14 protein-coding genes and 1 pseudogene are annotated in these 13,973 nt (G+C 67.4%); 9 read left to right on the top strand and 6 right to left on the bottom strand.

Going from position 1 to position 13,973, the window contains the following annotated elements; genetic code table 11:
* Positions 1–205: 205 nt before the first annotated feature.
* The 4 genes and pseudogenes from recF to dnaA form a co-directional block, all read right to left on the bottom strand.
* A pseudogene (recF, locus tag DEJ30_RS16140) lies at positions 206–1,372 on the bottom strand (DNA replication/repair protein RecF); the annotation flags it as partial.
* Between the two features lie 31 nt (positions 1,373–1,403).
* Positions 1,404–2,291, bottom strand: coding sequence for a phosphogluconate dehydrogenase (NAD(+)-dependent, decarboxylating) (gene gnd / locus DEJ30_RS16135; protein WP_071248639.1), 888 nt, complete (start codon positions 2,289–2,291; stop codon positions 1,404–1,406).
* A 71-nt stretch (positions 2,292–2,362) separates the two neighbouring features.
* Entirely contained in the window at positions 2,363–3,508 is a 1,146-nt protein-coding gene (dnaN, locus tag DEJ30_RS16130; protein WP_110862702.1) for a DNA polymerase III subunit beta, read from the bottom strand.
* 407 nt (positions 3,509–3,915) lie between these two features.
* Positions 3,916–5,370 (bottom strand): chromosomal replication initiator protein DnaA, encoded by a 1,455-nt coding sequence (gene dnaA / locus DEJ30_RS16125; protein WP_110862706.1) that lies wholly within the window; start codon positions 5,368–5,370, stop codon positions 3,916–3,918.
* Between the two features lie 514 nt (positions 5,371–5,884).
* On the opposite strand from dnaA, the gene rpmH reads away from it, so the two are divergent.
* From rpmH to DEJ30_RS16080, 9 genes are all read left to right on the top strand, one after another.
* Positions 5,885–6,022: a 50S ribosomal protein L34 gene (gene rpmH, locus DEJ30_RS16120; protein WP_022889115.1), complete on the top strand. Its 138-nt coding sequence runs from the start codon at positions 5,885–5,887 to the stop codon at positions 6,020–6,022.
* Positions 6,023–6,069: 47 nt separating this feature from the next.
* Positions 6,070–6,420 (top strand): ribonuclease P protein component, encoded by a 351-nt coding sequence (gene rnpA / locus DEJ30_RS16115; RefSeq protein ID WP_027466914.1) that lies wholly within the window; start codon positions 6,070–6,072, stop codon positions 6,418–6,420.
* Positions 6,417–6,797 carry a membrane protein insertion efficiency factor YidD gene (gene yidD / locus DEJ30_RS16110; RefSeq protein ID WP_110862701.1) on the top strand — a complete coding sequence of 127 codons (381 nt, stop codon included), beginning with the start codon at positions 6,417–6,419 and terminating at the stop codon, positions 6,795–6,797. The genes rnpA and yidD overlap by 4 nt, the downstream gene beginning before the upstream one ends.
* An 8-nt stretch (positions 6,798–6,805) precedes the next feature.
* Positions 6,806–7,774, top strand: coding sequence for a membrane protein insertase YidC (gene yidC / locus DEJ30_RS16105; RefSeq protein ID WP_110862700.1), 969 nt, complete (start codon positions 6,806–6,808; stop codon positions 7,772–7,774).
* A complete protein-coding gene (locus DEJ30_RS16100; protein ID WP_110862699.1) occupies positions 7,775–8,275 on the top strand; it encodes a R3H domain-containing nucleic acid-binding protein in 501 nt (166 codons plus the stop codon).
* Positions 8,272–8,931 carry a 16S rRNA (guanine(527)-N(7))-methyltransferase RsmG gene (gene rsmG / locus DEJ30_RS16095; protein WP_110862698.1) on the top strand — a complete coding sequence of 220 codons (660 nt, stop codon included), beginning with the start codon at positions 8,272–8,274 and terminating at the stop codon, positions 8,929–8,931. The genes DEJ30_RS16100 and rsmG overlap by 4 nt, the downstream gene beginning before the upstream one ends.
* An 81-nt stretch (positions 8,932–9,012) precedes the next feature.
* Entirely contained in the window at positions 9,013–9,906 is an 894-nt protein-coding gene (locus tag DEJ30_RS16090; protein ID WP_309146776.1) for a ParA family protein, read from the top strand.
* Complete coding sequence (locus tag DEJ30_RS16085; protein WP_110862696.1) at positions 9,906–10,874, top strand: ParB/RepB/Spo0J family partition protein; 969 nt, start codon at positions 9,906–9,908, stop codon at positions 10,872–10,874. Before DEJ30_RS16090 ends, DEJ30_RS16085 begins: the two co-directional genes overlap by 1 nt.
* 64 nt (positions 10,875–10,938) lie before the next feature.
* Positions 10,939–11,724: an RES domain-containing protein gene (locus tag DEJ30_RS16080; protein ID WP_309146775.1), complete on the top strand. Its 786-nt coding sequence runs from the start codon at positions 10,939–10,941 to the stop codon at positions 11,722–11,724.
* Here the strand turns inward: DEJ30_RS16080 and DEJ30_RS16075 are convergent.
* Together DEJ30_RS16075 and DEJ30_RS16070 are read right to left on the bottom strand one after the other, a co-directional pair.
* The gene (locus DEJ30_RS16075) at positions 11,629–12,591 is read right to left on the bottom strand and encodes a D-alanine--D-alanine ligase (protein ID WP_110862694.1); all 963 of its coding nucleotides are present in this window, start codon (positions 12,589–12,591) and stop codon (positions 11,629–11,631) included. The genes DEJ30_RS16080 and DEJ30_RS16075 overlap by 96 nt on opposite strands.
* Before the next feature lie 60 nt (positions 12,592–12,651).
* The gene (locus DEJ30_RS16070; RefSeq protein WP_110862693.1) at positions 12,652–13,956 is read right to left on the bottom strand and encodes a PLP-dependent aminotransferase family protein; all 1,305 of its coding nucleotides are present in this window, start codon (positions 13,954–13,956) and stop codon (positions 12,652–12,654) included.
* Positions 13,957–13,973: the final 17 nt, after the last annotated feature.

The following is a 13,973-nucleotide window of genomic DNA, read 5'->3' as shown; positions in this document are numbered from 1 at the left end:
GGGTCGGGTCGGGGGCATCGGTCGGGTCCGTTGCGCCGCCGGCGTCCGCCTTGCCGCCGGCGTCCGCCTTGCCGCCGGCGTCCGTCTTGCCGCCGGCGTCCGTCTTGCCGCCGGCGTCCGTCTTGCCGCCGGCGTCCGTCGGGTCTGTCCGGTCCGTCGGGTCCGTCGCGTCCGCCGCCGGACTGGAGGCCCGGATCGCGTCCGCCTCGTCGGTCACGATCGTGCCCGCCTCGATCCGCACGGTGTGCGCCGCCAGCTTCGGGGGCACGTCACCGAACACAGCGGCCGTGATGAGCACCTGCTCGTAGTCGGCGACGGCGTTCGCCAGCCGTTCCCGGCGTGATTCGTCGAGCTCGGCGAACACGTCGTCGAGGATGATGATCGGGTCGCCCAGGTTCGACTCCGCACGCAGGATCGAAGCACTCGCGAGCTGGATCGCCAGCGCGAAGGACCAGGATTCGCCGTGACTGGCGTACCCACGGGCTGGTAACCCGTTGAGCTGGAACAGAACATCGTCCCGGTGCGGTCCCACGAGGGTGAGTCCACGGTCGAGTTCGTCCCGGCGACGTCGCTCGAGCGCGGCGGCGAAGGCCTCGGCCGCCGACGCCACCGTGACGGGCTCGTCGGGGGTCCCGAGGACGGGATCGGTGGCCGCCGCGGACTCGGGGTCGCCACCGCGGATCGACAGGACACCGGTGATCGAGGCGTCGTGGTGCTCGCCGGCGACGGTCGCGTAGGCCTCGGCCACGAAGGGTGCGAGCCGCCGGGTCAGGTGGTCACGGGCCGCGACGATCTCGGCGCCGAGTCCGACGAGCCGGTCGTCCCAGACGTCGAGCGTCGACAGGGCGTTCGCCTTCGCACCGGTGGCACGGGCCGACTTCAGCAGGGTGTTCCGCTGCCGGAGCGTGCGGTCGTAGTCGGCGAGCACGCCCTGCATCCGCGGTGCGATCTGGCCGAGCAGCTCGTCGAGCATCCGGCGTCGCCCGGCCGGTTCACCGCGGACGAGCGCCAGGTCCTCCGGAGCGAAGAGCACGCTCGTGCAGTAGCGCGGTAGCTCGCGCGGCTTGATCGCCGACCGGTTGACCTGCGCACGGTTCGCACCGGTGCGGTTGATCTGCACCTCGGCGAGGATGCTGCGTTCCTCGTGGGCGAGCCGTGCCCGGACGATCGCGGCGTCGCACCCCTGACGCACCAGGGCCGCGTCGGTGGGGACGCGGTGCGAGCCGAGCGTGGACAGGTACCCGATCGCCTCGACCAGGTTGGTCTTGCCCTGGCCGTTGCGCCCGACGAACAGGTTCGGCCCGCGTGCGAGGTCGACATCCGCCTCCCGGTAGTTCCGGAAGTCGGTCAGTTGGAGATGGTCGACGTGCACGCGGGCCGAGTCCGGGTTCCCCCGGGAAGTCCTAGGACTTCTTGACGGCGTGACCGCCGAACTGGTTGCGGAGCGCCGCGACGGCCTTCATCGTCGGCGAGGCGCTGCCCTGGCGCGAGACGAAGCGCGCGAAGATCGACGCCGAGAGCGCCGGCATCGGCACGGCGAGCTCGATGCCCTCTTCCAGCGTCCAGCGGCCCTCGCCCGAGTCCTCGACGTAGCCCTCGAGCTCGTCGAGCTTCGGGTCCTCGTTCAGCGCGAGCACCATCAGGTCGAGCAGCCAGGACCGGACGACCGTTCCACGCTGCCACCCGGCGAACACGGCGGGGACGTCGGTGATCAGGTCCTTGGCCTCGAGGAGCTCGTAGCCCTCGCCGTACGCCTGCATGATCGCGTACTCGATGCCGTTGTGGACCATCTTCGCGTAGTGGCCGGCGCCGATCGGGCCGGCGTGCGAGAAGCCTTCTTCGCGGGGGCCCTCGGGGCGCAGGGCATCGAAGACGGGCATCGCGAACTCGACGTCCGCAGCGTCACCGCCGACCATGAGGCCGTAGCCGTTGTCCTTGCCCCAGACGCCACCGGAGACGCCGACGTCCATGTAGCGGATGCCGCGCGCACCGAGCTGCTCGGCGTGCGTGGTGTCGTCCAGCCACTTCGAGTTGCCACCGTCGATGACCAGGTCACCCTCGCCGAGGACGCCGGCCAGGTCGGTGATCACGTCGTCGGTGATCTTGCCGTGCGGGACCATGACCCACACGAGACGCTTGCCCTCCGGGAGGGCAGCGGCGAGGGCGCCGAGGTCGGCGACGTCCGAGACGGCGGGGTTGGCGTCGTACCCGGTGACCTCGATACCTGCGTTGCGGAGACGGGCACGCATGTTGTTGCCCATGCGACCAAGGCCGACAAGACCGATGTGCATGATTTCCTCTTCTGTTCGTCGTCGCGCTGATGCTGCCGGTGGTGTGCGCCAGCGCAGGTTGCCTGTTGCGCCTATCGCAGCAGCAGGTTCGGCTGCAGCAGGTACCGGTATCCATCGGTCGCTGCGGCCTCTTGCGAAGTCTGGCCGGTGATCAGCACCGGGCCCGGCTTGTTGGGGTTCTCCGTCTTGGTGAAGGAGATGCGGACGAACTCGGAGTGCACCGCGTTCAGTCCGTCCAGGAGGAAGGCGGGCTTCAACGAGACCACCGTTTCCTCGCCGGTCAACAACGCACTGATCGACTCTGACGCCTGCGCTTGTTCGGATCCGATCGCCTCGAGCGTGAGCCCGTCGACCGTGAAGGAGAACCGGAGCGCCGCTTCGCGCTCCAGGACGAGGGAGACCCGTCGGACCGCCTCGACGAGCTCCGCGGTGTTGATCACCGCGTGGTCGTTGACGGTCTCGGGGAAGAGGCGGCGGACCGGCGGGTAGTTGCCCTTGATGAGCAACGACGTCACGGTCTTGTCGTCGGCGTGGAACGCGATGAGCTCGCGGTCGGAGTTGCCGCTGATCGACACCGACACCGTGGACGCCGAACCGAACGTGCGGCCGACCTCCTGCAGGGTGCGGGCCGGGACCAGTGCGTGCAGGGGGTCCGAGCCGACTCGGCCGGAGTCCCACGCGATGGTGCGGACGGCGACGCGGTAGCGGTCCGTCGCGATGAGGGAGAGGTCGTTGTCGCCGACCTCGAGCTGCACGCCGGTGATGACGGGGGTGACGTCGTCGCGGCTGGCGGCGACGGCCACCTGCGACACCGCTTCGGAGAACGCGTCGCCGGGGATCACACCGGTCTGCGGGCCGATCTCCGGCAGCGTCGGGTACTCCTCGACCGGCATGGACAGCAGCGTGAAGTGCGCCGACCCGCAGGAGACGGAGATCCTGGCGTCCTCGGTGGTGAACGACACGGGGGCGTTCGGCAACCGGCTCGCGATGTCGTTCAGCAGTCGACCGGAGACCAGGACGGTGCCGGGCTCGTCGATCTGGGCCGAGATGGACGTCTGCGCCGACACCTCGTAGTCGAACGACGAGAGCGTCAGACGATCTCCGTCGGCGTGGATCAGGACGCCCGAGAGGATCGGGAGGGTCGTGCGCTGCGGGAGGAGCTTCACTGCGAAGGAGACGGCTTCGGAGAAGACGTCCCGGTTGACCTCGAACTTCACAGCTGGAACCCCTGTCGATCGGCTTGGACTGTCCGGCCGCCCCATTCTGGCACAGGCGGACGGGGGCCGGATTTCTTGTCATCCCGCCGTCCACAAGGTTGTCCCGCAGAGATTGATCGTTAACCAGGAGTAATGGTGTTAACGCCTGTGCACACTGTGGATAACCCTGTGCATCCCGCTCCGCAGTAGGGAACTACACGCTTGTGACTTGTGAGCGGCGTGTGAGCGTTAACGGGATGAATGAATCTCATCTATCCACTTCCATCCCCAGTCTCCACAGGTGACCCCCCACCTGTGTACAACCGGGCGGCGTGTCCTCCACAGTTATCCACAGGCTATCCACACTGTGAGAACTCCGGCCCATGGAACCGTCTCAGATGGTGGATGGGGCGGGGAACGGGCCGATCTCAGCGGTAGCGGCGGTCCTGCTTGATGCGGCTGGTGAGCTCGGTGACCTGGTTGTAGATCGACCGACGCTCCTTCATCAGCTCGGTGATCTTCTTGTTCGCGTACATCACCGTGGTGTGGTCGCGGTTGCCGAACAGCTGCCCGATCTTGGGCAGGGACAGGCTCGTCAGCTCACGGCACAGGTACATCGCGATCTGTCGTGCCGTGGCGATCGCCTGGGAGCGGGACGACCCGTACAGGTCGTCGACGGAGAGCTTGAAGTACTCCGCGGTGTGGTTGATGATGTCCGTCGGCGCGACGACGTTGTCCTCGTCGAGGGTGATCAGGTCCTTGAGGACCGTCTGCACGAGGGCCATGTCCACGGCCGTCCGGTTGAGGCTCGCGAACGCGGTGACGCGGATCAGGGTGCCCTCGAGCTCGCGGATGTTGCTCGACACCTTCGACGCCATGAACTCGAGGATGTCGTCGGGCACCTGCAGGTGGTCGGACTGTGCCTTCTTGCGGAGGATCGCGATGCGCGTCTCGAGCTCGGGCGCCTGCACGTCGGTGATCAGGCCCCACTCGAAGCGCGATCGCATCCGGTCCTCGAAGCCGGTCAGGTGCTTCGGCGCGACGTCCGACGTGATGACGACCTGCTTGTTGTGGTCGTGCAGCGTGTTGAACGTGTGGAAGAAGGCCTCCTGCGTGGAGTCCTTCCCCTGCAGGAACTGGATGTCGTCGATCAGCAGGATGTCGATGTCGCGGTACCGTTGCTGGAACTGGTTCGAGCGGTTGTTCGCGATCGAGTTGATGAAGTCGTTGGTGAACTCCTCGCTCGACACGTACCGGACGCGGATCCCCGGGTAGAGGCTCTCGGCGTAGTGCCCGATGGCGTGGAGCAGGTGGGTCTTCCCCAGCCCGGAGTCCCCGTAGATGAAGAGCGGGTTGTAGGCCTTGGCCGGTGCCTCGGCGACGGCGACCGCTGCGGCGTGGGCAAACCGGTTCGACGACCCGATGACGAAGTTGTCGAAGTTGTACTTCGGGTTGAGCCGCGACTCGGGGCGCCCGCTGGTGCCGGGAGAGTCGATCTGGCTCGGCACGAACGGCGCCTCGATGTACTGGCGCGGCGCGGCACTCTGCTCGACGGCTTCCTGCACGGGCTCGGCGTACTCGGGGACGTTCGGGTCCACGCGTGGCTCCGATGCCATGTCGGGGTTCACCGTGATGGCGAAGTTCGCGACCGAGTCGTCACCGATGCGGGCGACCGCCTCGGTGATCGGGATGCGGATGCGCTGTTCGAGCATGCCCCGGGTCAGGTCGTTCGGCACCTCGAGGTACAGGGTGCCGGCGAGCACGCCCTTCGGCTCGACCAGGTTGAGGAACCCGTGGAGCTGCGGCGTGATGCGGGGGTCCTCGGCGAGGAGTCCGAGTACGGATGACCAGAGGTCCTCGACGGGGTCGGCCGGCAACGTCATGTCGCGCTCGTCTCCAGGGGTCGTGTCGTGCGTTCGCTGCCGGACGAGGGTGCGTCCTGCGGGGTCGGACATGCCGTGGCGTCCTCGGTGACCGCACTCGGGACCAGGTCGTCGCCGGCGGATCGTCGGTGGCTCCGGGGGCTTCGTCGACGCCTCGTTGCCGCGGAGGTTCCCACAGGGTTGTCCACAGTGTTGTCCACGACCACCTCGAGCCGTCTGACAGGAGTACTTCCCTGTCGTACCGGCCATCGGGGGGATCGATCACACCACTGTAAAGGACCGGACCGAGTCCCACCGAACGGAAGTTGTCCCCAATGTGGAGAATGGGCTCGAGGGACGTCAGACCCGGCGGCGACGGTGCGACCGCTCCAGGCGGGGTTTGACCTGCTCGCCGCTGTCACGTACCGTTAACCAGTTGACTGCGGCCCTTTGGTCGCGCCCATCTGCGTCGTTCGACACCCGGACGGCTACACATACGTGACGGCTCGCCGCGAGCAGCCGTGTGGAGAACATCATGAGCAAGCGCACCTTCCAGCCGAACAACCGCCGCCGCGCCAAGAAGCACGGCTTCCGCCTCCGCATGCGGACGCGTGCCGGCCGCGCCATCCTGTCGGCGCGTCGCGCCAAGGGCCGTACCGAGCTCTCGGCCTGATCAGGTTCATCGCCTGATCCGGTCCTCGGTCTGACCCCGGCGTCGCAGTGTTGGCCAGCGCCAACCGCATCGTGCGCGGGGATGACTACCGGAACGTCGTGCGTCGTGGTCGCAAGAGCGCCACGGCGCACGTCGTCGTGTCCGTGGTCCGTCAGCCGGCAGATCGCAACGGACCGACGCGGTTCGGCTTCATCGTCGCGAAGACGGTGGGGAACGCCGTGACCCGGAACCTGATCAGGCGGCGACTCAAGGCGATCGCGCACGATCTGCTCGTCGAGTGCCCGCAGGGCTTCGACGTGGTGGTCCGTGTACTGCCAGCCGCATCGCAGGCCGGATGGCCTACCCTGCTCGAAGACGTCACGCGCTCCTTCGCGCGCGGGGTGGAGAAGGCAGCATGAACCGCACTCTGTGGACCCGGCTTGCCTGGGTCATCGCGTTGCTCCCACGCAACGCGTGCGTCGTCGTGCTCCGGGCCTACCGTGCGGTGATCTCCCCGCTGTACGGCAACGTCTGCCGCTACCACCCGTCGTGCTCCCGGTACGCCCTCGAAGCGATCCAGCAGTACGGCGTCGTGCGCGGATCCGCCATGGGCGCCTGGCGCATCGCCCGTTGCAACCCCTGGGCTGCTGGCGGCATCGACGACGTCAAGGAACGCCGTCACCCGTTCGTCGTCAACCGGTTCGGGTTCGTCCTCGCGCCGATCCCGCAGCAGCCGCACCCCGCGGTCGGAACGGCCCGGCCGGTCCTGCTCCCCCAGCGCACTCGAAAGGCGTAGCCGTCCCCATGGTGATCATCAACACGATCCTCTGGCCACTCAAATGGGTGGTCTCGGCCATCCTCGTCGGCTTCCACTGGATCTTCGAGAGCCTCGGCATGGACCCGAGCGAGGGCATCACGTGGGTGCTCTCGATCATCTTCCTCACGTTCGTCGTCCGCGCAGCGTTGATCCCGATCTTCGTCCGGCAGATCAAGTCCCAGCGCCGCATGCTCGAGGTCGCGCCGCAGCTGAAGAAGATCCAGGACAAGTACAAGGGCAAGAAGGACCAGTTCTCGCGTGAGGCCATGAGCCGCGAGACGATGGCGCTCTACAAGGAGACCGGGACCAACCCGCTCAGCTCCTGCCTGCCCCTGCTGCTGCAGATGCCGATCTTCTTCTCGCTGTACTCGGTGCTGCACGAGGCCCAGATCAACAAGACGGGCATCGGCCTGCTGACGAACGACCTCGCGGCGTCGTTCGGCAACGCGGCCCTGTTCGGCGCTCCCCTGCACGAGACGTTCACGAACGCCTCCGGGTGGGAGGTCCGTGCGATCGCGGGCTTCATGATCGTCGTGATGACGGCGTCGCAGTTCATCACGCAGCTGCAGCTCGTCGCCAAGAACATGTCGCCGGAGACCAAGGAGTCTCCGATGTACCGCCAGCAGAAGATGATGCTGTACATCCTCCCGCTGGTCTTCGTGATCTCGGGTCTGAGCTTCCCCCTCGGCGTCATGTTCTACTGGCTGGCCTCGAACGTCTGGACGATGGCGCAGCAGTACTTCGTCATCCGCAGCATGCCGACGCCCGGCTCCGAAGCAGCACTGGCTCGTGAAGCCCGCCTGGCCAAGAAGGCACAGCGTCGCGGGACCGCCACCCCGGTCCTCGCCGAGGCCGGTGCCGGCGCCGGTGCGACGGAGATCGAGCCCGTGCGCGTCACCACCCAGCGTCAGCAGCCGGTCGGCAAGCAGCGCCAGAAGAAGAACGGGAAGAAGTAAGTGACCGAGCAGGACACCGCAGCCGCCGTCGAGACGACGGACACCGAGACCGAGGACGCCCGCGACGAAGCGGACATCGCGGCGGACTACATCGAGGAGCTCCTCGACATCTGCGACCTCGACGGCGACATCGAGATCGAAGAACGCGCCGGTCGGGTGTACCTGTCGGTCACCGACGACGGTGAGGCACTCCGCGTGCTGTCGAAGCCCGACACCGTGACGGCGTTGCAGGAGCTCACCCGGATCGCCGTGCAGGCTGAGACCGGCGAGTTCAGCCGGCTCATCCTCGACGTCGGTGGCTCGCGGGATGCCCGTGCTGACGAGCTGCAGCGGCTCGTGGACACCGCTGTCGAGCGCATCGAAGCCGGTTCGTCGTCGGCTGCGCTCCCCCCGATGTCGTCCTACGAGCGAAAGCTCGTCCACGACCTGGTCGCTGAGAAGGGCTTCCACTCGGAGTCCGAGGGTGAGGGTCGGGACCGCCACACGGTCGTCACCCGATGACGGACACACCCGTCCCGACGGAAGCAGCACCGGTCCTCGAGGCTGAGCCCGCGGCGGCTGCAGCACTCTTCGGTGACCAGATCGAGGTTGCGCGCTCGTTCACGAACGAACTTGCGCGACGGGGTGAGGAGCTGGGCCTGATCGGCCCGCTCGAGCTTCCGCGCCTTTGGACGCGACACATCCTCAATTCCGCGTTGCTGGCACCGCTCCTGGAGGCCCGTGGTCGCGTCGCCGACGTCGGCTCGGGGGCAGGGTTGCCGGGTCTCGTGCTCGCGATCGCCCGTCCGGACGTCGAGTTCGTCCTCATCGAACCGATGGAGCGCCGAACGGACTGGCTTCGCAACGAGTCCGACCGGCTCGGCCTGCAGAACGTCGCGGTGCTCCGCGGCCGTGCTGAGGACGTGGCTGACGACGTCGTCGTCGACCAGGTCACCGCACGGGCCGTCAGTGCGCTGTCGAAGCTCATTCCCCTCACTGTGCCCCTGGTCCGCTCCGGCGGGCAGCTCATCCTGATGAAGGGTGCACGCGTCGACGAAGAAATCGAGAAGGCCCGAAAGGTCATCCTCCGGAAGCGCCTCTCCGATGTCGAGGTGCTCGAGCTCGGAGAAGGTGTGGTCGACGAGACCACCCGTGTCTTCCGGGCTACAGTTGACTGACGCTGCGGCTCGGGCCGGGTCATCCGGCCGCCAGTGGCTCCGCGTTCCACGTGAAACATCGAACCGGGGAAGAGGCACTCGTTGAGTTCATCGACCGACTACGACGCGTCGACACCGCTCGCTCGCGAGATCGCCGACCTGAACCGGCGCCGACGTGCGATCGCCACGCAACAGTTCCCGCTGCCTTCTGAGACACGGATCATCACCGTCTCGAACCAGAAGGGTGGCGTCGGCAAGACGACGACGACGGTCAACCTGGCAGCGGGTCTCGCACATGGTGGAGCTCGTGTGCTGGTGATCGACCTGGACCCGCAGGGCAACGCCTCGACGGCGCTCGGCGTGGACCACCAGGCGGAGGTCGCGAGCATCTACGACGTGATCGTCGATGAGGCACCGATGGCCGACACCGTGCAGACCTCCCCCGAGTCGGACACGCTCTGGTGCGTGCCGGCAACGATTCACCTCGCCGGCGCCGAGATCGAACTCGTGTCACTGGTGGCCCGTGAACAGCGGCTCCGGACGGCGCTCGACATGTACCTTCAGTCCCTGGATGAGCCGTACCACTACGTCTTCATCGACTGCCCGCCGTCGTTGGGTCTGCTGACCATCAACGCGTTCGTTGCCGCACAAGAGGTACTCATCCCGATCCAGTGCGAGTACTACGCGCTCGAGGGTCTGAGCCAGCTGCTGCGGAACATCGAACTGATCGAGCGGCACCTCAACCCGAACCTCCGTGTCTCGACGATCCTGCTGACCATGTACGACAGCCGGACGAACCTGTCGAACCAGGTGGCGAACGACGTCCGTGAGCACTTCGGTGACCAGGTGCTCAAGGCCATGATTCCCCGCTCCGTCCGCGTGAGCGAAGCACCGAGCTACGGCCAGAGCGTCGTCGCCTACGACGTGAACTCCACCGGGTCGCTGTCCTACCTGGAAGCGGCCGCCGAGATCGCAGCACGAGGAGCGAAGCACTGATGGCACCGAAGCGAACCGGACTCGGCCGAGGCATCGGCGCCCTGATCCCGACCGCAACCGATCAGCAGGACCGTCCCGTCGACGTGTTCTTCCCGACCGGTGGCTCGCCGGCATCCGCTCCGACGGCCGACGAGTTGGTGGCCGTACCGGGAGCCCGACTCGCGAACCTCAATCCGCTCGACGTGATCCCGAACGCGCAGCAGCCGCGAAAGGAGTTCCGCGAGGAGGAGCTCCAGGAGCTCGTCCACTCGATCCGTGAGATCGGCGTGCTGCAGCCCATCGTCGTCCGGCCCATCCCCGGCGCTACGGGTACCGAGCCGCAGTACGAGCTCATCATGGGTGAGCGTCGTCTGCGTGCCACGAAGGAACTCGGCCTGAGCACGATCCCGGCGATCGTGAAGGACACCCCCGACGACGCGATGCTGCGCGACGCTCTGTTGGAGAACCTCCACCGGGCGCAGCTCAACCCCCTCGAGGAGGCCTCTGCGTACCAGCAGCTCCTCGCGGACTTCGGGATCACCCAGGAACAGCTCGGACAGCGCATCGGCCGATCGCGCCCGCAGATCACGAACACGATCCGACTCCTGCGGCTCCCCTCCCCCGTGCAACGGCGGGTCGCTGCAGGCGTGCTCTCTGCCGGACATGCTCGTGCCATCCTCGCCGCTCCGGACGCGGAGGCGATGGAGTACCTGGCCGAGAAGATCGTCAACGAGGACCTGTCCGTCCGTGCTGCTGAGGCGATCGCCCAGCAGCTCTCCGCCAAGACTCCGCCGGCGAAGCCGAAGGCCGAGCCGTCCAAGCGCCAGGCGCACTTCAACGATCTCGCTGAGCGGCTCGGCGATCGCCTGAACACGCGGGTGAAGATCGCGGTCGGCGCTCGCAAGAGTTCCGTCACGATCGACTTCGCGAACGGCGATGACCTCAACCGGATCCTCGGGGAGCTCGGCGTGCAGGACCTCGAGGGCTGAACCTATCGCTGTGCGCCCCTGTGCGCCCGTTTGAGCCCCTGTAACGGCCAGGCCGGGTGCGAACGTGGGCCGGTCGTTTCGGTGGCTCCAGCGAGTCCGCAGCTCGACCGGGCGGGGTTGCAACAGCCGCGATCGCAGTCTGCCTCAGGTGAGATGGTGGAACAGCGGTTCGGCCTTCGTGCCAGTGGTCCGAGGGACGTTCTACCGGGCTGTTGATCCGAGGTTCCGCGACTTCGCTGTAGCGGGATCACGGTCGTCGGGCCGGTACTCGAGCGCGCACCAGCCCACGTTGTACCGCAGCTCCTCAGTTGTCGGAGTCCGTGCCGCGATGATCATCCAAAATGACGTCCGGCCTGAGGCGGTGGAGATCGTCGCGATCGACCTCGAGGCGTCCGGCATCGTCGCCCTGCGCGATGTGAACGCCTTGGAGGCAGTCGGCATCGACTTCGAGGACGCCTTGGCGCCTTGGCAGGCCATCGCCGAGTCCGGGGGGACACCTCGCTCGTGGACGGTGCGTGATCGCCTCATCGAGGGCGGTGCGATCGGTTTGGTCGACCCGTCGCGGAAGAGCCCGGGCCTCTGGCACCTGGTGCTGTGTCGGTGGAACGTGGCGGAGACGCACCGCGAGTCCGTCTGCTCGATGGACACTGCCTCGGCGGGTGAAGCGACGTTCCACGTGGAACATCGAAGCTCGCCCACCGAGCAGGCGGGACACGAGGTGCCGGTGTTCCACGTGGAACATCGGCAGCCGGGGTCAGGCGCGGTGGTCCCGGATGGCCTGCTCAGCGAGCTCGGCGTAGGTCCAGCCGAGGTCGAAACCGGACGCGGACAGCGCCTGCGGGAGCAATGACGTCTCGGTGAGCCCGGGGAGCACGTTGGCCTCGAGGAACCAGGGCGTCCCGGCCCCGTCGATGATCAGGTCGACGCGTGACAGGTGCCGGAGTCCCAGTGCTGCGTGCGCGGCGACCGCTGCCTCCGCGGCTGCTCCGGCGAACTCGTCCGAGAGTCGCGCGGGCGTGTAGAAGGTCGTCTCCCCCGCGTTGTAGCGCGCCTCGAACCCGTAGATGCCGTTCCGCGGCACGATCTCCACGGCGGAGAGCGCAACAGGGCCGTCTCCGGTGTCGATGATCCCCACGGCGACCTCGGTGCCGCGGATGAGCTGCTCGACCACGACGTCGTCGCAGTACGTGTACGCCGTCACCATGGCCCGGGGCAGGTCCTTGACGTCGTCGACCAGGGTCACGCCCTGTGCGCTTCCGCCTCGAGCCGGCTTCACGGCGAGCGGCACCGGGTGCTCGGTCGCGATGGCCTCGAGGACTCCGACGGCACCGAGCTCGCGGAAGACGTCGTGGGAGAGCGTCACCGAACGAGGGGTGCGGACGCCGGCGCGGGCGACCAGAGCTGACGCCGTGGGCTTGTCCCATGCCAACCGAGCCGACGTCGAACGTGAGCCGACGAACGGGATGTCCACGGCCTCCAGGATGCCCCGCAGGGCCCCGTCCTCACCGGAGGCGCCGTGCAGTGCCGGCCACACGACGTCCGGGCGTGATTCGGTGAGAGCCGGCAGGAGCATCGCGTCAGCGTCACGCAGGTCGACCTGCCAGCCGTAGCCGGTCAGTGAGTCGGCGACCCGACGGCCGGAGCGGAGGGAGACGTCGCGCTCGTGCGAGATGCCTCCGGCTACGACGACGACGTGACGACGGGTGAGCTCGGCCATGCGGGGTCCTCCGATGTGGAACTGCGGTGCTGTGCGAGCAGCACTGAGGAAAAGCGCTGATCAGGAGATGTTCGGCGGCGGTGCGCTGACGGAAGACGTCTGTCGGACCACGGTGTTCGGGCGGGTCGCCGGGCCGAACGTCTCGATCAGTTCGAGTTCGTCGTTGACGACGTTGGCCAGACGCTTGACACCCACCCGGATCTGCTCCGGCGTGGGGTAGCAGAACGACAGACGGATGTGTCCGCCTCCGCGTCCGTCGGCGTAGAAGGCCGTCCCCGGGGTGTACGCCACGAGCTCCTTGACGGCGCGCGGCAGCATGCCCTTGGAGTCGAGCGACTCGGGCAGGGTCAGCCACACGAAGAAGCCACCGTTCGGCTTCGTCCAGGACAGGTCGGGCAGGAACTCCCCCAGCGCGGACAGCATGGCGTCACGGCGCTCGGCGTAGATGCCCCGGAACGTGTCGACCTGACCCTTCCAGTCCGCGGCGTCGAGGTACGCGTTCACGACGTACTGGCCGAAGGAGTTCGGCGCGAGTACGGCCGACTCGTTGGCGAGCACGAGCTTCTCGCGGATGGCGTGCGGCGCGAGGGCCCAGCCGACGCGGAAGCCGGGTGCGAGGGTCTTCGAGAAGGAGCCGAGGTACACCACGCCCTCTTCGTCGATCGATCGGATCGCCTGCGGTGCCGGCTCGTCGAACCACAGGAGCCCGTACGGGTTGTCCTCGAGCACGAGGATGTTGTTCGACCGGCAGATGTCGAGCACCTCGATGCGGCGCTCACGGCTCATCGTGACGCCGGCCGGGTTGTGGAAGTTCGGGATCGTGTAGAGGAACTTGATCCGCTTGCCCTGGGTGCGGAGGTTCGCGATCGCCTCGCGCAGCGCCTCGGGGACGAGACCGAACTCGTCCGTCGTCACGTGCACCGTCTCGGCCTGGTACGACCGGAAGACGCCGATCGCGCCGACGTACGACGGCGACTCGGCGAGCACGACGTCGCCCGGATCGATGAACAGCCGTGTGACGAGGTCGAGGGCGTGCTGCGAGCCCGTGGTGACCACGACGTCCTCGGCGCTGGCACGGATGCCCTCGAGGCTCATGACGTCCACGATGTGCTCACGGAGGGACCGCAGACCCTGTCCGCCGCCGTACTGGAGCGCCATGGCGGCGTCCTCGTTCATGACACGGTCCAGGGAGCCCGTGACGAGCTCTCTGGGCAGCGCTGAGACGAACGGCATGCCGCCGGCCAGCGAGACCACTTCGGGGCGCGAGGCGACGGCGAACAGGGCTCGGACCTCGGAGGCGCTCAGCCCGGCGGTGCGCTGGGCGTAGGAGTCGTACCAGGGGTCGAGGCTGTTGCCGTTCGTCATCGAGTGCTCCGTTCAGT

Source organism: Curtobacterium sp. MCPF17_003, assembly GCF_003224385.1.
In the GTDB taxonomy this organism is placed as follows: Bacteria; Actinomycetota; Actinomycetes; order Actinomycetales; family Microbacteriaceae; genus Curtobacterium; species Curtobacterium flaccumfaciens.
This window is presented reverse-complemented; position numbering and strand designations above follow the sequence as displayed.